This is a genomic window from Aeromonas sp. QDB62 (assembly GCF_027705695.1).
GTDB classification, from domain to species: Bacteria; Pseudomonadota; Gammaproteobacteria; order Enterobacterales; family Aeromonadaceae; genus Aeromonas; species Aeromonas allosaccharophila.
The window spans coordinates 13,262-30,746 of the sequence record NZ_JAPDCD010000039.1 but is presented as its reverse complement, the minus strand read 5'-3'; the positions used below and the strand labels follow the sequence as shown (position 1 = coordinate 30,746).

The window sequence follows — 17,485 nt, the reverse complement described above, 5'->3', positions numbered from 1 at the left end:
AGGCTATGTAGCTCAGTTGGTTAGAGCATCGCACTCATAATGCGGGGGTCACAGGTTCGAATCCCGTCATAGCCACCATTAATATTGCGGAAGTGGCGAAATTGGTAGACGCACCAGATTTAGGTGTGCGCCGCTGCGGCGTGGTAAAACGATGGGTAAAACGTTACCCTGCCCTGGAAGTTAGGGTATAAAGCAACGACTTACCGGAGAGGGAAACCTCATAAGGGAACACAGCATGTCGTTAAAGCTATGTTGAGAGGGAGACTTGCCCTCGAAAAGGCGTAGCGAGCTAAGATTGGTAAGGTGAAAGCTATACTGCCTGAACTCCAGTTCTGAGGCGGGGGAGTCGCGGCCCCTAAGGAAATCAAGTCTGAAATCCTTTACATTGGAATTCGTTAATAGGACCTCAGTTGACGAATACTTCCTCCAATGCGCTGCTCTAATGAAGAGACTCAAGGAACGAACAGAGCACCTAACCCAATACTTCGTTTGCCAGGTAACTGCGGGATAGTCTAAGTCGGGAAACTGATATGACTACGGAGCCCTCATAGTACATAAAGTCGGGAGATTTATTGGAAGGGGGGCAGGTTAATGGTCGAAATCAAATTTGTAGGTGGGTCGGATGACTCAACAGCCTATAATAGATTAGACAAGCTTCGGGAATTGAATGCCCGCAGAGATTGGGTTAATAAAGACCTATATCGTCTGCTACTCAAGCCAGAACTTCACATTTTGGCCTATGAGAAGATTAAATCTGCACCTGGCAACATGACCAAGGGAATCGATGGTGAAACCATCGATGGTGCGTCACTGAGAAACATCGAAGTGACCATCAACGAGCTTAAGGATGAAAGCTACAAGCCTACACCCTCTCTACGGGTATTTATTCCCAAAAAAAATGGGAAGCAACGCCCACTCGGTATCCCCTCCATCAAAGATAAACTTGTCCAGGAAAGCGTTCGCCTGATCCTAGAATGTATCTATGATGCTCCTAATAACCCAATCTTTAGTGACCTTAGTCACGGGTTTAGGGAAAGTCGAAGCACCCACACGGCAATGGAAGAAGTCTGCAAGTGGAGCGGAACAAAATGGTTTATCGAAGGAGACATAAAAAGCTTCTTTGATGAAATCGACCACGAAATTCTAATCTCATTGCTTAGACGGAAGATTTCTGACGACCGATTCATCAGTCTAATCAGAAAATTTCTCAAAGCCGGATACGTAGAAAAAGGGCAGTTTAAGTCCACGAGACTTGGTACACCGCAAGGTGGGATTATCAGCCCAATGCTTGCTAACATTTACCTACACGAATTTGATACATGGGCGGAAAAACTCTGTGCAGACCTATCAAAAGGACTCCGCAGAAAACCTAATCCAGAGTACAGAAGTGTGGTTAGAAAGCGCAGCTACCTATTAAACAAGTGCGAAGGCAAACCCGCAGGAAAAGACTTGGAGAGATTTAAGGATCTGAGCGCCAGGTTAGATCAACTGCCGTCAAATGACCAATACGACCCAGATTTTGTCAGGGTCAGGTACATCAGATACGCAGATGACTGGTTAATCGGGATCACTGGCAGTAAAGAACTAGCTGTCAAAGTCAGAGAACAAGCTGGAGAGTTCCTTAAGGGAACATTAAACCTTGAACTCAGCATGGATAAAACCAAAATTACGCATAGCACAGGCAAAGCGAAATTCTTGGGATTCCTTGTTGGAGTAGCTAATTACAAGGAAGCCCTAATTCAGAAGATAGAGCCAGAATACTCTGACTTTAGTCACAGAAGAAGGGTCGGAAACTCCAATGTAAGACTCTGGCTAGATGGAGATGAACTCTTAGAATCCCTCAAGGAGGAAAGATTCATCACCATTAAAGACGGTAAACCCTTTGCACAATCTAAGAGAAGCTATGTGCATCTCGACCCTGATGAAATAGTGAGGAGATACAGCGCTATTAAGAGGGGTTGGGTAAATTACTACAGACCTGTGATGAATTTGCGCTTCCTAGCGTATGTGGACTATCTGTTAAGGATGTCCCTAGCCAAGACTCTGGCGCACAAATACAGAACCTCCATGAAGGCTCAATTTCAGAAGAGGGGACGTAGCCTTAAGGTCATTCGGGAAGTCAAGGGTAGAGTAAAAGTAACCGACTATTGGGAATGCTCATTCGCAAAAACAGTTGGTGTCTTTAACACTAACCCTAGAGACCCTGATTCGCTATTTACAAGATATGCGAAACAGACGAGTTCTAGGCTGCTGATGAAATGTTGTGTATGTGGTTCTTCGGACAACATAAACATGCATCACGTCAGACACCTTAGGAAAGGAAATAAGACTGTAGTATCGGGCTTCAATCGCATTATGGCTGACATCAACAGGAAACAGATTCCTGTATGCCGCAAATGCCACGTTCAAATACATAACGGGAAATATGATGGCAAGGCATTAAAAGACTTGCACTTTAATCCCGCAGTGATATGATATTACCGACCTCAACGGTATATATATCCGGTATGAGAGCGGGAGTGGTGAAATGGTAGACGCGCTGGCTTTAGGTGCCAGTACCTTTGGTGTGTGGGTTCGAGTCCCACCTCCCGCACCAATTTGTTTATTAATTACTGCTCTTGTCGAAGTGTTAACTGGAGAGCTGTATGCGATGAAAGTCGCACGTACAGTTCGGAGGAAACTTGCTGTAGCCTAACCCCTTAATTGGACATGGCATGGCCTGTGATCCTACTCTGGCGCCCTAGGCGTGAGAGTTCGAGTCTCTCCTTCCGCACCATTAATAGCAGTACCAAACAGACCAGCTCACGCTGGTTTTTTTGTATCTGAAATTTGTATCTCCCCAGTTTTTCTCTTACTCCTCTATGAATCCATCTCCACGTTAATTCACGTTCTCGCCCCCCTTCACTGATTCCGAGCACGCCTTGCCACTCTTCTCTCTCGGCCACAAAAAAGCGGCCCGCAGGCCGCTGGTACACACATTCATCATCCCGGTTATCAGAACGGGAAGAACCAGGGAATAGCCACCACGCTCACCACCATCACCAGCAGGGTGAACGGCACCCCGATGCGGATAAAATCGGCAAACTTGTAGTTGCCCGGCCCCAATACCAGGGTATTCACCGGTGACGAAACCGGCGTCATAAAGGCGGCCGAGGCGGCAATGGCGATGGTCATGGCGAACGGATAGGGCGATACCCCCATCTGCTGTGCCGTGCCCAATGCAATGGGCGCCATCAGCACTGCGGTGGCGGTATTGGAGATAAAGAGCCCGATCACCGCACAGAGCGCAAACAGGCTGGCCAGCATCACGCGCGGCCCCATCTCCCCCACCGCATTCATCAAGCCGCCGACGATCAGATCCACCCCGCCGGTTTTTTGCAGCGCCAGCGCGAAGGGGAGCATGCCGACAATCAGGATCAGGGTCGGCCAGTGGATCGACTTGTAGGCACTCTCCATGTCGATGCAGCGAAACTTGCCCATCAGCAGACAGGCGATCAACGCGGCAATCACGTTGGGCACCGGATCGGTCACCATCAGCAGGATCATCACTCCAAGACAGAAGAGGGCATGAATGGCCTGACTGCGGGCGGGAGCCATCTCGTCCACCTCGGCAGGCAAGCCCATCAGCAAAAAGTCTCGGCTGTGGGTCTGTAGCAGCCGGATATGGCTCCAGTTGCCCACCACCAGCAGGGTATCCCCCATCTGCAGCGGCTCGTCCACCAGCTTGCCTGCCAGTGCCTCGCCGTCTCGACGCAGCCCCACCACGCTCAGGCCATAGCTGGAGCGGAAGGTCACCTCACGCACGCTTTTGCCCAGCAGCTTGGACTCGGGGATCAGCGACACCTCGGCCATCCCCACCTCCCGCGCCTGATCGGAGAAGTACTCCCCGCGCAGGATCATGGGTTCGAGCCGCGCCTCGCTGCAAAACGCCCGCACATCCACCTCGGGATCGGACATGTCGATCAGCAGCACATCCTTCGCCTGAAATTCACTGATCCCCGACACCGGCACCATCACCCGGCGAAACTTGCGCCAGCGCTCCACCCCGATGACGTGGGCACCATAGCGGGCGCGCAGTTGCAGCTCATCCAGGGTATGGCCAATCAGCGGGGAGTCCGGCCGCAGCGCCAGACGGCGGGCCCGACCGGCCAGCCGGTAGTCACGGATCAGATCGCGCAGGGTGCGGCGCCCGGTCGGCTTGCCCTTGCCCTCTTCCCCCTCGCCCACCAAAGAGCCGCGCACCAGCAGCATGTAGAGAATGCCCATCCCCAGGATCAGCACCCCCATGGGGGTGAAACCGAAGAAGCCGAAGCCGTGTATGCCGTGGCGCATCAGCTCGCTGTTGACCACCATGTTGGGGGGCGTGGCCACCAGCGTCATCATGCCGCTGATAAGTCCGGCAAAACCGAGGGGCATCATCAGACGACCGGCGGGGATGCCCATCCGGTTCGCGACGCTCAGCACCACCGGGATAAAGATGGCCACCACCCCGGTGCTGCTCATCACCGCTCCCAGACTCGCCACCGCCACCATCAGCAGCACCAGCAGCTTGGTCTCGCTGCTGCCCGCCACCTTCACCAGCGCATCCCCCACCTGATAGGCGATGCCGGTGCGCACCAACCCCTCCCCCACCACAAATAGGGCGGCAATCAGAATGACGTTGGGATCGCTAAAGCCCGCCAGCGCCTCCGGCAGGGTGAGGGTGCCGCTCAGCACAAACAGGATGACCACACCCAGGGCCACCACATCCATACGAACCTTGTTGGTCATGAAGAGATAGATGGCGCCAGCCAGCAGACAGAGCACCCAGACAAGCTCGGAATTCAATGCAACCTCCTTTTATCACGTGATTCTCCTCCCGGAGAGTGGACTCTATCAGACCACAGGCACAGCGCTATCATCTTGCTACATATCAATAAAGTCCGGCCTGCGGGGGCACCATAACCCATCAGTGCTGGAATAACCGGGCACCAGCGGCGATTTCTTTGATATGGGCCAAGCCCGGGGCGGACAAAAGTCCTGCCCCTCCTCCCCCTCACCCCTTAGAATGGCGCCCTCGCATACTTACCCTCATGCCTAAGGATCAGAAAATGAGCATATTCGAGCTGTTCAGCATCAATAACACCCTGGTGACCATCCCGCTGGGTGGCGGCTATGCCATGTCATGGATTGAAGCCATCGGCACCCTGTTCGGGCTGGCCTGCATCTGGTTCGCCAGTCAGGAGAAGACCATCAACTACCTGTTTGGTCTGATCAACGTCAGCCTGTTTGCCATCATCTTCTTCCAGATCCAGCTCTACGGGCTGTTGATGCTGCAGCTGTTCTTCTTCTGCGCAAACGTCTATGGCTGGTACGCCTGGACCCGCCCGGCCAACGATCAGGGGGATACCCTGCAGATCCGCTGGCTCAGCAAATCCAAACTGATGGTGACCGCCGCCGTGAGCGTGCTGGCCATCGCCCTGTTGACCCGCTATATCGACCCGGTCTTCGCCACCCTGGCGCGCACCTCGGTCTCCCTGCTCAACCTGTTTGGTGCCAACCTAGCCACCCCCGAGCCCTCCCCCGATGCCTTCCCGTTCTGGGATGCCAGCATGACGGTGCTCTCGGTGGTCGCCCAGATCCTGATGACCCGCAAATACGTGGAAAACTGGATCCTCTGGGTCGTCATCAACATCATCAGCATCGGTGTCTATGCCGCGCAGGGCGTCTACGCCATGTCGCTGGAGTACCTGATCCTGCTGTTTATCGCCGCCAACGGCACCCGCCTCTGGGTGATTGCCGCCAAGCGCCAACCACAAGGTCTGTAAGCCATGACGCTATTACCCCATCTCCAGTGCCGCCCCGACCAGATTGCCGAGCGGGTGGTGCTGTGCGGCGACCCGGCCAGGGTTGACCGCATCGCCAGCCAACTTGAAGAGTGTGAGGTGCTGGGGCAAAACCGGGAGTTTCGCCTCATCAACGGATCCTATCAGGGGCTGCCCATCACGGTTTGCAGCACCGGCATTGGCGGCGCCTCGGCCATCATCGCGCTGGAGGAGCTGGTGCAAGCCGGCGCCCGCTCGCTGATCCGGGTCGGCTCCGCTGGTGCCCTGCAACACGAGATCGGGCTCGGCGACCTCATCGTGGTGGAAGGGGTGGTACGCAATGAGGGGGCCTCACAGGCCTATCTGCCCGCCGAGTACCCCGCCTGCGCCGATATCTGGCTGCAGGCCGCCTTGCTCAACCATGTGGCCACTGGCAGCCAGCCTTACTGGCACGGGCTGGTACGCTCCCACGACAGCTTCTATCGGGATGACGAGCAGGAGGTGTGCCGCTACTGGCATGCCCGTGGCGTGCTCGGCGCCGATATGGAGACCGCCTCCCTGCTGACCGTGGGGCGCCTGCGCAAGGTGCGGGTCGCCGCCGTGCTCTGCAACGTGGTGTTGTTCGAACAGGATGTGCAGCAAGGGGTGGCGGACTACGCCAGCGCCGAACAGGCGATGATGGCCGGTGAGCAGCACGCCATCGCGGCCGCCCTCCACGCGTTGGCGCAATAAACCGCAAACCGTTAACTGCGGCACATCCGCTACCGTGCGGGCTGGTATCCGGCCCGCACTCTTGCTAGCCTCATGGCCCTCGTCATCCGGTGCGACAGGCAAGTCATGCAGCAACAGCCCTACCCCCTCGGCCGTTTTCACGCCGAACTCCAGCAGCTTGAACCCCGCTTTGCCGCGGCGCTCGACGCCTGCACCCTGTTTCTGCGCCGCTACCTGCCGGGCGAATTGATCATGCGACAGGGGGAGCAGAGCGAGCAGCTCTATCTGGTCGAACGTGGCCGGGTCTCCCTCAACAGCACGGTGCACTCGGGCCGCAGCTTCCAACTCGGCGAAATAGCCTGCCACAGCCAGATCTTCGGCGAGATGGAGTTCTTCAGCGCCACCCCGGTGCAGTGGAACGTGGTGGCCGAGACCGAGCTGGATGCACGGGTCATCTGCGCCCACAAGCTGGCCCAGCGCCTGCTGGCCGAGCCCGAGCTGACCCTGTTTTTTGCCGCCGCACTCGCCAGCGACTATCTCGATACCCTGGAGATCACCACCAGCCGCCTGCTCCACCCCATCGCCTACAACATCGCCTATGAGCTGTGGCGCGAGCGCCAGCGCACCCCGATGCTGGGGTCACGCAAGCGGGCCCACGAAGCGGCACGCTTTGGCACCACCGAGCGGGTCTACCGCCGCGCCCTCAAGGAGCTGATCGAGCAGGGGATCGTCTGCGAAGGGGCCGAGGGCCCCGCCATCGCCGATCTGGCCAGGCTGCGCACCTATCTCGACCTTTGATGTCTACTCACCCAATTTCGATTCACCCTGTCAGGAGTTACCATGTCAGCCCATTCCTATCCCGAATTCACCTTCTTCAGCCGCTTCGTCGCCGATATTCAGGCGGGCCGCAAGACCATCACCATCCGCGACGAGAGCGAGGCCAACTGGCAGCCCGGCCAACGGCTGGCCCTGTTCACCAATCCGGAGCACCAGCCCTTTGGCACCATAGAGGTACTCTCGGTCAAGGCGGTCGCCTTTGATGAACTGAGCGATGAGCACGCCCGTCAGGAGAACATGACCCTCCCCGAGCTCAAACAGGTGATCCGCGATATCTACCCCGATCTGCCGCCGCTCTATGTGATTGAATTCAAACTGATTGCCTGAGCCGGATTTGGCCTTTGCCGAGCAATATGTTAATAGTCTGCTCTTTTGAATCAGGGAGGTGACCCGAGTGTTTGAGATAGCGAGCCTGCGAGAGGGCATGATGCACGGGGTCGAGCTGTTCCAGCTGCTGCTGGAGATCATCTCCATCGCCTGTGTGGTGATAGGGCTTGGCAAGACCCTCTGGCTGGCGGCAAGAGTGCGGGATCACCAGCCCGGCTTTCCGCGCATTCGCCTCTGCTTTGGCAGTTGGCTCATTCTGGCGCTGGAGTTCCAGCTCGCCGCCGACATCCTGGCCACCACGGTCGCGCCGAGCAAGGAGGAGCTGATCCGCCTCGCCATCATCGCGGTGATCCGCACCTTCCTGAACTACTTCCTCGGCAAGGAGCTGGAGGCGCAGGCGGAACGCCAACAAGAGAAGGTTGAGCACCAGCAAGAGCCAAACGTCGAGCAGGCCGGGGCCCCCCGATAACGGCTCATGCCACAGTGTAGATGAGTAAACCGCCATCCCGACCACGTCCGTGACTCGGGATGGCGCCTTTGTGACCCTCCCCTCATTTTCGGTAATCAGCCAATAATGGAACCCTTTTCAAGGCTTCCCCTGCCCTGTTGAGTGCCCGTTCATCTGCGTAAGATAGAAAATCTCTTCCCCCAACCGGCCACGCTGATGAACCCGCAACCCCGCCACACGCCCGCCATCAACCTCGATAGCTGCGTCATCTACCAGATCTACCCCATGAGTTTTCAGGACAGCGATGGCGACGGCATGGGCGATATCAACGGCATCCGCCAGCGCCTCGACTATCTGGCACAGCTGGGTGTCGATATGCTGTGGCTCACCCCCATCTATCGCTCCCCCAAGCGGGACAACGGCTACGACGTGGCGGACTACCGCGCCATCGACCCCGCCTTTGGCACTCTGGCCGAGATGGAACAGCTGATCAGCGAGGCCGCCGCCCGTGGTATCGGCCTTATGATGGATATCGTCGCCAACCATACCTCCACCGAGCATGAGTGGTTTGTGCAGGCGCTGGCGGGGGATCCTCACTATCAGGACTATTACGTGTTTCGCGACCAGGCCTTCGTTGACGCTCACCCTATCACCTCGATTTTTGGCGGTAGCGGCTGGGAATATGTGCCAGCGCTTGATCGCTACTACCTGCACAACTTCGATGCGAGTCAGGCCGATCTGGACTGGGACAACCCGGCTGTGCGGGCCGAGATGGCGGCGGTGATCAACTTCTGGCTGGGCAAAGGGATCAAGGGGTTTCGCTTCGATGTGATCGACATGGTGAGCAAGGAGTGGGACCGGCTTGCCATGAGCAATGGCCCGCGCCTGCACGACTATATCCGCGAGCTCAATGCCGCAAGCTTTGGCGGCAAGGGGATCATCACGGTGGGTGAAACCTGGGGAGCCGATCTCGCCCATATGCAGCGCTATTCGAACCACGATGGCAGCGAGTTCAGCATGGTGTTCAACTTCGAGCATCTGGGGCTCGGCAGTGACAAGTGGACCTCCCGCTTCGATCCTCTCGCATTCAAACGGGCCATGGCCCGCCACCAGCAAGGGCTACACGGGCATGGCTGGAACAGCCTGTTTCTGAACAACCACGACCTGCCCCGCGCCATCTCCCGCTTTGGCGACGACAGGCCCGAGTGGCGTGAAACCAGCGCCAAGCTGTGGGCCATGGTGCTGCACATGATGCAGGGCACCCCTTTTATCTATCAGGGGGAAGAGCTGGCCATGACCAACCGCCACTGGCAGCTGGGCGAGCTGCGCGACGTGGAGGCCATCAACTACCGCGCCAGCCAGTCAGGGCTGGATCCTGCCGAGCTGAGTCGGCGGCTCGATGCCATCGGCCGCGACAACGCCCGCACCCCGATGCAGTGGGACGCGGGCCCCCACGCCGGTTTCAGCATCACCACGCCCTGGATCGCCCTCAACGCCAACCACGTCGAGATAAACGCTGCCGAGCAGTTGGCCCGCCCCGACTCGCCGTTTCACTGCTATCGCCAACTCATCGCCCTGCGCAAGGCTCACCCGGTCATTCGCCACGGCAATTTCGAGCTGCTGGATGGGGATGATCCCGAGCGCATCAGCTATCGCCGCCACTGGCAGGATCCGGCAAGCGGAGCACGGCACACCCTGCTGCTGCTCGCCAATCTCACCACCAATCCCTTACCGATGCCGCACGTTGAACAGGTAGAACAAGGCGCTACCCTGCTGATAAATAACTACCCCACTCAGCCTGAACCGCGGTTTGCCCCTTACCAATGCGCGGTATGGCTATACGGCTGATCAGGCGCTGATAGTAGCCAGCTCGTGGCGCTTCAACGCCAGCAGGGTGAGCAGCAGTGCAAAGGTGGCGATGATCGCCATTCCGATATAGGTGGCACTGAAACCGGGGGCCAGCAGCTGCGGGCTCAAGGCGCTGAGCTGACCTGCACTGCCAGCAGGCAGCTGGGCATTGAACAGCATGGAGCAGATGGCCACGCCGACTGCGCCCCCCAGCTCACGGCCGAAGTTGAACAGCGACATGCCGATGCCGCGATCTTCCCGTGGCAGGGCATTTTGCACCACCACCGAGAGGGCTGGCAGCACCAGACCAAGACCGATACCGGCAAACCCGAGGGCCAGCTTGACCCAGGCATCGAAGTGGATCTGCCAGAGCGCCACCGCCGCCAGCGCAAACCCCACCACCACAAAGCTCTTGTAGTGACCGGTTCGGCCGATCAGCTTGCCGCCGACAAAGGCCCCAGCGGTGATGCAGATCATAAAGATCACCATGCTCACCCCGCTCTCGCTGGCGCTCAGCCCCTTCTGCCACTGCATCTGCAGCGGCAGATAGACCAGCACCGCGAACATCAGCAACTGGGAGAGCATCACCAACAGCACGCTCACCAGATAACCGGGCAACCGTGCCAGATGGGCGGGCAGGATGGGATCGTGAGCCCGTCGCTCAATCAGGATCAACAACAGCAGCGAAACCGCCAGCGCCCCCGCCAGCCAGACGGCGGGCAGGGCAGTCTCCGGCGAGAGCAGCAACAGGGTCAGGGTGGTGACTGTGATGAGCAGCGCCGCCCCCTTCCAGTCGAAGCGGCTGTGGCGACGGACGTTGAGCTGTTTGAGGTTGCGGTTGATGAGGAAGACCGCCAGCGCCCCGAGCGGCAGGTTGATCCAGAAGATCCAGCGCCAGCTGAGCTGCTCGGTAAAGTAGCCGCCAAGCAAGGGGCCCGCGATGCTGGAGACCGCATAGACCGCCGAAATGTAGCCCTGATACTTGCCCACCTCCCGTGGCGGGATGGTGTCGGCAATCACGGTAAACGCGAGGGCAATCAGGCCGCCGCCGCCCAGTCCTTGCAACACGCGGGCCGCCAGCAGGGTCGGCAGATCCTGGGAGAGCGCACAGGCCACCGAGCCCGCCAGAAACAGGCCGATGCCGATATTGAGCATCCGCACCCGACCAAACAGATCGCTCAGTTTGCCGTAGAGGGGCAGCACGGCGGTGGCCGCCAGCAGGTAGGCGGTCACCACCCAGGTGAGGGCGGCACCGGCGTGCAGCTCGGCGCCAATTATGGGCAGCGGGGTGGTGACGATGCTCTTTTCCAGTGAACCGAGCGCGATCACCAGCGCCACACTGGAGAAAATGGTTTTGGGGGATATTTTCGAGGTCATAAGCGGACTCGCTGATCTGATATGCCAAAGTATCCGGCAATGAACGGATTATTGTCTCACAAATCAGCAAGAGATAGAAAAAACGGCGGCCACAATCAGCCCAACCATGAAGCAGATCCCACAAACTGCCGACCGGTTCTGTTAGCCTGCACTATTTAGTCCGAATTCAGTCCGAGGAGTCCCCATGAACGAGCAGTACCGGTTTGATCACTACGATGCCCTGATTTTCGATATGGATGGCACCCTGGTAGATTCCATGCCCCTTCATCTGGATGCTTGGGAACTCACCTGTGCCGAGTTCGGCATCCCCTTCGAGCGGGAGCAGCTCTATCAATACGGCGGCATTCCCACCCGCAAGATCATCGCCATGCTGGCCGAGCAGCAGGGGCTGACGGTGGATGTCGAGGCCTTTACCCGTCGCAAGATTGCCCTCTATATGGAACATATCGACAAGGTCAGCGTCTTTCCCAAGATGTGGGAGCTGGTCAGGCACTATCACGGCAAGGTGAAGATGGGGATTGGCACCGGCTCACCGCGCAGTCAGGCGGACTCCATCCTGAAAAGCACCGGGCTCGATGCCTATATCTCGGTGGTGGTCAGTGCCGATGATGTCACCAACCACAAACCGCACCCCGACACCTTTTTGCAGGTGGCAGAGCTGCTCGGCGCCAATCCCGCCAACTGTCTGGTGTTTGAAGATACCCGCATCGGGCTTGAGGCAGGCAAGGCGGCAGGGATGGATACCGTGCTGGTCATCGAAGGTGATCTGCACCAGCGGTAAACGGCTCAGGGCAAGCCGGTAGACCGATCAGTTGGTGCCATGACAATGGCACCATTTTTTTACCTACGCGGGCATGGCGCTGGCAATCTTCAGTGCCCGGTCAGCGCGGCGATCGCCGCCGGAATAGCGGCCACCGTCAGGCAAAGGGCGTTGGCCTGCGCCTCATCTTGCAGTGCCTGATGAGTGCGCAGCAGCTCAAGGGCTTGGGCTGGAGTATCTGCAAAGGTGGGGGCGGCGATGGCGGCAAATCCCTGTTCGACCAGTTGACGACGCTCATCGCTATAGCTGGGCGCATTGGCATCTAGATAGGTAAGCGCCTGACCCTGCTTGAAAAAGTGATAGTTAGGCATCGATTGGCCCCGCAAAAATAAAGCGTCATTCTACTCCTTTTTGCTCCACCGCCTGCGTCAATCTGTGGCGCATCAGGTGATCTCGTTCACATTTTTATCAACAAATCTTTATCGGTTGGGCGCCGGACAAATCCCCTTCGCCGAGGTTTCAGGCAACACCCGCCACCGTCACTCGGCGCCAAACAAAACGCCTCCGGCGAGGAGGCGTTGCGACTGAAACAGGGTGGTTCCTGTTACATTGCATTCGTCGATTCGAAGATCTTGTCGGCCGAGGCCTCGACAAAGCCCGGATAGAGCACGCCGTCAGCCTGCGGATAGCGCAGGGCAAACTCGTAGAAGCAGCTCGGGATGGTACGCACCCCATCGCTGAACGGCACCTCGGCTTTGTCTGCCATGGTGGAGGATTGCTCCAGCATCACCTGCGGGTCCCCTTTTACCTCGCCACCCACGCTGTTGAGCACGAAACCCGCCGCCTTCAGCGCCGCATTGACCTGATGAATGGTGTCGAAATCCTTCAACTTGTTGATATTGACCGTGAAGTGGTTGGCACGATAGCCCCATGCCGCCATCCAGGCCGCATACTCGCTCTCCGCCAGCAGGGTCTGGTAATCGGCATAGGAGACCTGCCAGGGGGCACCGGTGTAGAGAAATGCCGGGGTATCGGTCAGATGATCGGGCACCTGATCCGCCAGCTTGTGGATGATGGCCTGCGCAGCCGGGGAGAGCTCTTCCACCTTCAGCTCACTGATAAATACCTTGGGAGCGTCCGGGTCCTGATGCTCGAAGTGCTTGGCGTAGAGCTTCTTGGCCTTGAAGACGTACTCGCCCTTCTGCTCATACCCCAACGCCAGGAAGTGGGCGGCCAGCTTCTCCAGCCCCAGCTTGGGCAGGTTGTAGGTACGAAACGCCACGTGATCGTTGACGATGGGCTCGCCGCCACCCAGCAGGGTGTGCACCTTGAGGGCGCTCGGGGTCACCTTGATGTAGTTGTCCCACAGATGGCTGAACAGGGTGTCGATATCCTTTTGCATCTCTCTTTCCTTTGATTGCGGGTACAGATCGGGGCACCGCTGGATGCCCCGTGTCGTTATTAGAAGCGCAGGCCGGGCGACAGCTGATCCGGCATGGCGGCTTTGCTGTCTTCAACGGAGGCAACCGGATACGCACAGTAATCAGCGGCGTAGTAGGCGCTCGCTCTGTGGTTGCCGGAGGCACCCACGCCACCAAACGGCGCGGCACTGGAGGCACCGGTGATGGGCTTATTCCAGTTGACGATGCCAGCGCGGATCCGCTTGAAGAAGTGCTGCCAATCCGCCTCGTTATCACCCAGCAGACCGGCCGAGAGACCATAACGGGTGGCATTGCCCTGATCGATGGCGGCATCGAAATCATCGTAACGAATCAGTTGCAGCAGCGGGCCGAAGTACTCTTCATCAGGCAGCGCGCTGACTGCCGTCACGTCGATAATGCCCGGAGAGACAAAGCCGGTACCCGCTTTCAGGTGCTCAAGCACCTGCAGGCTCTCGCCGCCCAGCTGTTGCAGGTTGGCTTGTGCCTCGACCATACCGAGCGCGGCCTTCTCGCTTATCATCGAGCCCATGAAAGGCTGCTCGGCGGCGTCATAGAGGCCGACCTTGATCTGGCTGACCACCTCGACCAGTCGCTTGACCAGGGCATCGCCCCGCTCGCCGCGTTCGACAAACAGACGGCGGGAGCAGGTACAGCGCTGACCGGAGGTGATGAAGGCGGACTGGACGATGGCATGCACCGCGCCGTCGATGTCGCTCACGTCTTTCACGATCAGCGGGTTGTTGCCGCCCATCTCCAGCGCCAGAATTTTGCCCGGCTGACCGGCAAACTGCTGATGAAGGAAATGGCCGGTGCGGGACGAACCGGTGAAGAAGAGGCCGTCGATATCTGGGTTTCCTGCCAGCGCCTTGCCGGTCTCGACCTCACCCTGCACCAGATTGAGCACGCCCTTGGGCAGCCCGGCCTCCTGCCACACCTTGACCATGGCTTCGGCCACCATGGGGGTCAGCTCGGAGGGTTTGAACACCACGGCGTTACCCGCAATCAGCGCAGGTACGATATGGCCGTTGGGCAGATGGCCCGGGAAGTTGTAAGGGCCGAACACCGCCACCACGCCGTGAGGCTTGTGACGGACAAACGCCTTGGCACCCGGCATGGCATTTTCAACGGTGCCGGTACGCTCGTCATGCGCCCGGATGGAGATGGCAATCTTGCCCTGCATGGCCGCCACTTCGGTGCGGGTCTCCCACAGCGGCTTGCCGGTTTCGCGGGCGATAGTCAGCGCCAGCGCCTCCTTCTGCTCGCCGAGCAGATCGGCATAACGGCGCACTATGGCCAGGCGATCCTCAAGGCTCATGTCCGCCCAATGGTAGAAGGCAACACGGGCGGCCTTGACGGCAGCATCCACTTGCGCCGCGCTGGCGGCAGCCCCCTGCCAGATCACCTCGTTCTTGGCCGGATCGGTTGACTCGAACGGCTTGCCTTCACCGGCAAGCCATTGACCGTCGATAAATTGTACTGACTGGCTCATCCATTCACTCCCTGTCGCTGGCAGGCAGCCTCGGCTGCCTGTCTGATAATCGGTTTGCTTGTCCTGTTTGCCTCAGTCGAGGTCAACCACCCGCACCATGTCGCCATCCTGCACCTTGAGTGCCGCCGCCATCTTGGGCGGGATGATGGCTTCGTGCTTGTCGAGGTCGACCCGGATATTGCCGTAGCAGGCGCGGTAATGTTCGAAACGGCTGTTGCAGAGCAGGTGGGTCTTGCCACCGATGGGCTCGCCCACCAGCACCCGCAGCTTCTTGCTGCGGCGCACGCTGCGGATATTCTTCACGTCGCACTCGACGGTGGGGCCCGCATCGAAGATATCGACGTAGCCACGGTTCACGAAGCCCTCGTCCTGCAGCATCTTGATGGCCGGGCGGGTCTTCTCGTGGGTCTGGCCGATAACGGCCCGCGCCTCTTTGCTCAGCAAATTGACGTAGATGGGGTACTTGGGCATCAACTCGGCGATAAAGCGCTTCTTGCCGATGCCGGTCAGATAGTCGACGGTGGGAAAATCCATCGAGAAGAAGTGGGTTTGCAGCCACTCGTAGAAGGGGCTGTGACCGTCGGCATCGGAGACGCCACGCATCTCGGCGAAGACGGTCTCGTCAAACAGCTCGGGGTGCTCGGCCATAAACAGAAAGCGGTGCTTGGAGAGCAGGCGGCCATTGAGCCCCTCGCGGGCACATTCGCGCAAGAACAGGGTGCAGAGCTCGGAGTTGCCGGTGTAGTCGTTGGAGAGAGTCAGGGTTTCAACAACGTTGTAGATACCGAGCTTGGGTGAAGAGTGCACCACCTTGCCGATGTGGTAGTTGTAAAACGGCTGGGACAAGCCCACGGCCGCATCGATGGCGCAGGTACCGACCATCTCGCCGGTCTCCAGATCCTCGGCCACGAAGAAGTAGAGGCAGTCCCCTTTGCCAGCGGGCTTGTCGGAAAAAGTCTGGGTAGAGGCGTCAATCTTGCGCTGCAGCAGCTCATCGTTGACGGGCAACGAGGTCATGCCGGTGCCGGACTCGATGGCGCAGGTCTTGAGCCCGGCAAAATCTTTTTGCTCGATGGGACGGATAACCAACATAAATGACAACTCCCTTTCATTGACGACAGGTGGGGTCCCGGCTCCTGCCGGGAGAGCTCCCCACCTCAATTTGGAATCAGGCGTTAACCACCTGGGCAACCGCCTTCTCGAAGCGTGCCAACCCTTCCTTGATGTCCGCTTCCGGGATCACCAGTGAAGGCGCAAAACGGACCACATTGGTACCGGCCACCAGTGCCATCAACCCCTGATCGATAGAGGCCAGCAGGAAGTCGCGCGAGCGTCCCTTGTAGTCGTCGTTCAGCACGGCGCCCAGCAGCAGCCCCTTGCCACGCACTTCGCTGAAGCAGTGGTATTTGGCGTTGATCGCCTCAAGCCCATCGCGGAACAGCTGTTCGCGCTGCTTGATGCCGCTCAGCACTTCGGGGGTATTGATCACGTCGATCACCGCTTCGGCGACCGCACAGGCCAGCGGGTTGCCGCCGTAGGTAGAGCCGTGAGTGCCCACTTTCAGGTAAGCCGCGATCTCGTCGGTGGTCAGCATGGCGCCGATGGGGAAACCGCCCCCCAGTGCCTTGGCGCTGGTGAGGATATCCGGCGTGACGCCGAGCCCCATATAGGCGTAGAGATCACCGGTACGGCCGACCCCTGACTGCACTTCGTCATACACCAGCAGGGCATTGTGTTTGTCGCACAGCTCGCGCACCCCTTTGGCAAACTCGTCGGTAGGGCGAATGATGCCCCCCTCCCCTTGCAGCGGCTCCATCACCACGGCGCAAGTGTTGTCGGAGATCACCGCAGCCAGTGCCGCCAGATCGTTGTAGGGCACATGGGTGATATCACCGGGCTTGGGGCCGAAGCCATCGGAGTAGGCAGCCTGGCCACCGACGCTGACGGTAAAGAAGGTGCGACCATGGAAGCCCTGATTGAAGGCAATGATCTGGGTCTTCTGCTCGCCAAACTTCTCGATGGCGTAGCGGCGAGCCAGCTTGAGAGCGGCTTCGTTCGCTTCGGCACCGGAGTTGCAGAAGTAGACCTTGTCGGCGAAGGTGGCGGCGACCAGTTTCTTGGCCAGACGCAGAGCCGGCTCGTTGGTCATCACGTTGGAGAGGTGCCACAGCTTTTCGCCCTGGGTTTTCAGCGCCTCGACCAGCTTGGGATGACAGTGGCCCAGGCCGTTGACGGCGATGCCACCGGCGAAGTCGATGTACTCGCGCCCTTCCTGATCCCAGACACGTGACCCTTCACCACGCACCGGGATGATCTTGGCGGGCGCATAGTTGGGAACCATCACTTCATCAAACACTTCACGTGTCACTGCCAACAACTCTGACATATAGCTCTCCTTCGATTCGGCGACAGAATAATCCACCGCCCAAAAGTTAAATCCGT

General features: G+C 58.6%; 15 protein-coding genes and 2 tRNA genes. 10 read left to right on the top strand and 7 right to left on the bottom strand.

The window, feature by feature from the left end; all coding sequences use genetic code 11:
- Position 1: 1 nt before the first annotated feature.
- The 3 genes from OKC27_RS17615 to OKC27_RS17605 all read left to right on the top strand — a co-directional run bounded on the left by OKC27_RS17615 (position 2) and on the right by OKC27_RS17605 (position 2,596).
- Positions 2-78 (top strand) — tRNA-Met (locus tag OKC27_RS17615).
- 513 nt (positions 79-591) lie between these two features.
- Entirely contained in the window at positions 592-2,475 is a 1,884-nt protein-coding gene (locus tag OKC27_RS17610; RefSeq protein ID WP_270806527.1) for a reverse transcriptase domain-containing protein, read from the top strand.
- 38 nt (positions 2,476-2,513) lie between these two features.
- Positions 2,514-2,596: transfer RNA gene (locus OKC27_RS17605), tRNA-Leu, on the top strand.
- Between the two features lie 398 nt (positions 2,597-2,994).
- On the opposite strand, the gene OKC27_RS17600 is transcribed toward OKC27_RS17605, so the two are convergent.
- The gene (locus OKC27_RS17600) at positions 2,995-4,827 is read right to left on the bottom strand and encodes an SLC13 family permease (RefSeq protein ID WP_182938019.1); all 1,833 of its coding nucleotides are present in this window, start codon (positions 4,825-4,827) and stop codon (positions 2,995-2,997) included.
- A 263-nt stretch (positions 4,828-5,090) separates the two neighbouring features.
- Between OKC27_RS17600 and pnuC the strand changes: the two genes are divergently transcribed.
- The 6 genes from pnuC to OKC27_RS17570 all read left to right on the top strand — a co-directional run bounded on the left by pnuC (position 5,091) and on the right by OKC27_RS17570 (position 9,975).
- Positions 5,091-5,807 (top strand): nicotinamide riboside transporter PnuC, encoded by a 717-nt coding sequence (gene pnuC / locus OKC27_RS17595; RefSeq protein ID WP_042656944.1) that lies wholly within the window; start codon positions 5,091-5,093, stop codon positions 5,805-5,807.
- Positions 5,808-5,810: 3 nt separating this feature from the next.
- A complete protein-coding gene (locus OKC27_RS17590; RefSeq protein WP_182938020.1) occupies positions 5,811-6,536 on the top strand; it encodes a nucleoside phosphorylase in 726 nt (241 codons plus the stop codon).
- Between the two features lie 105 nt (positions 6,537-6,641).
- Positions 6,642-7,313 carry a Crp/Fnr family transcriptional regulator gene (locus tag OKC27_RS17585; RefSeq protein ID WP_042656942.1) on the top strand — a complete coding sequence of 224 codons (672 nt, stop codon included), beginning with the start codon at positions 6,642-6,644 and terminating at the stop codon, positions 7,311-7,313.
- A gap of 42 nt (positions 7,314-7,355) precedes the next feature.
- On the top strand, positions 7,356-7,679 hold the full coding sequence (gene yqfB / locus OKC27_RS17580) for a N(4)-acetylcytidine aminohydrolase (protein WP_182938021.1): 324 nt from the start codon (positions 7,356-7,358) through the stop codon (positions 7,677-7,679).
- 67 nt (positions 7,680-7,746) lie between these two features.
- A complete protein-coding gene (locus tag OKC27_RS17575; protein ID WP_182938022.1) occupies positions 7,747-8,148 on the top strand; it encodes a DUF1622 domain-containing protein in 402 nt (133 codons plus the stop codon).
- Positions 8,149-8,343: 195 nt separating this feature from the next.
- Positions 8,344-9,975 carry an alpha-glucosidase gene (locus OKC27_RS17570; protein ID WP_182938023.1) on the top strand — a complete coding sequence of 544 codons (1,632 nt, stop codon included), beginning with the start codon at positions 8,344-8,346 and terminating at the stop codon, positions 9,973-9,975.
- Here OKC27_RS17570 and OKC27_RS17565 read toward each other — a convergent pair whose 3' ends face one another.
- Positions 9,976-11,352: an MDR family MFS transporter gene (locus OKC27_RS17565; RefSeq protein ID WP_182938024.1), complete on the bottom strand. Its 1,377-nt coding sequence runs from the start codon at positions 11,350-11,352 to the stop codon at positions 9,976-9,978.
- 184 nt (positions 11,353-11,536) lie between these two features.
- Here OKC27_RS17565 and OKC27_RS17560 point away from each other — a divergent pair, with 184 nt between their 5' ends.
- On the top strand, positions 11,537-12,133 hold the full coding sequence (locus OKC27_RS17560) for an HAD family hydrolase (protein ID WP_270806526.1): 597 nt from the start codon (positions 11,537-11,539) through the stop codon (positions 12,131-12,133).
- 89 nt (positions 12,134-12,222) lie between these two features.
- Here OKC27_RS17560 and OKC27_RS17555 read toward each other — a convergent pair whose 3' ends face one another.
- From OKC27_RS17555 to OKC27_RS17535, 5 genes are all read right to left on the bottom strand, one after another.
- Positions 12,223-12,483: a hypothetical protein gene (locus tag OKC27_RS17555; RefSeq protein ID WP_042063871.1), complete on the bottom strand. Its 261-nt coding sequence runs from the start codon at positions 12,481-12,483 to the stop codon at positions 12,223-12,225.
- 233 nt (positions 12,484-12,716) lie between these two features.
- Positions 12,717-13,514 carry a DUF1338 domain-containing protein gene (locus OKC27_RS17550; RefSeq protein WP_021229798.1) on the bottom strand — a complete coding sequence of 266 codons (798 nt, stop codon included), beginning with the start codon at positions 13,512-13,514 and terminating at the stop codon, positions 12,717-12,719.
- A gap of 59 nt (positions 13,515-13,573) precedes the next feature.
- Positions 13,574-15,043, bottom strand: a complete 1,470-nt coding sequence (astD, locus tag OKC27_RS17545; RefSeq protein ID WP_234604735.1) for a succinylglutamate-semialdehyde dehydrogenase — start codon at positions 15,041-15,043, stop codon at positions 13,574-13,576.
- A 72-nt stretch (positions 15,044-15,115) separates the two neighbouring features.
- Positions 15,116-16,135: an arginine N-succinyltransferase gene (gene astA / locus OKC27_RS17540; RefSeq protein WP_042658626.1), complete on the bottom strand. Its 1,020-nt coding sequence runs from the start codon at positions 16,133-16,135 to the stop codon at positions 15,116-15,118.
- A 76-nt stretch (positions 16,136-16,211) separates the two neighbouring features.
- On the bottom strand, positions 16,212-17,429 hold the full coding sequence (locus OKC27_RS17535; RefSeq protein ID WP_058054274.1) for an aspartate aminotransferase family protein: 1,218 nt from the start codon (positions 17,427-17,429) through the stop codon (positions 16,212-16,214).
- Positions 17,430-17,485 lie beyond the last annotated feature (56 nt).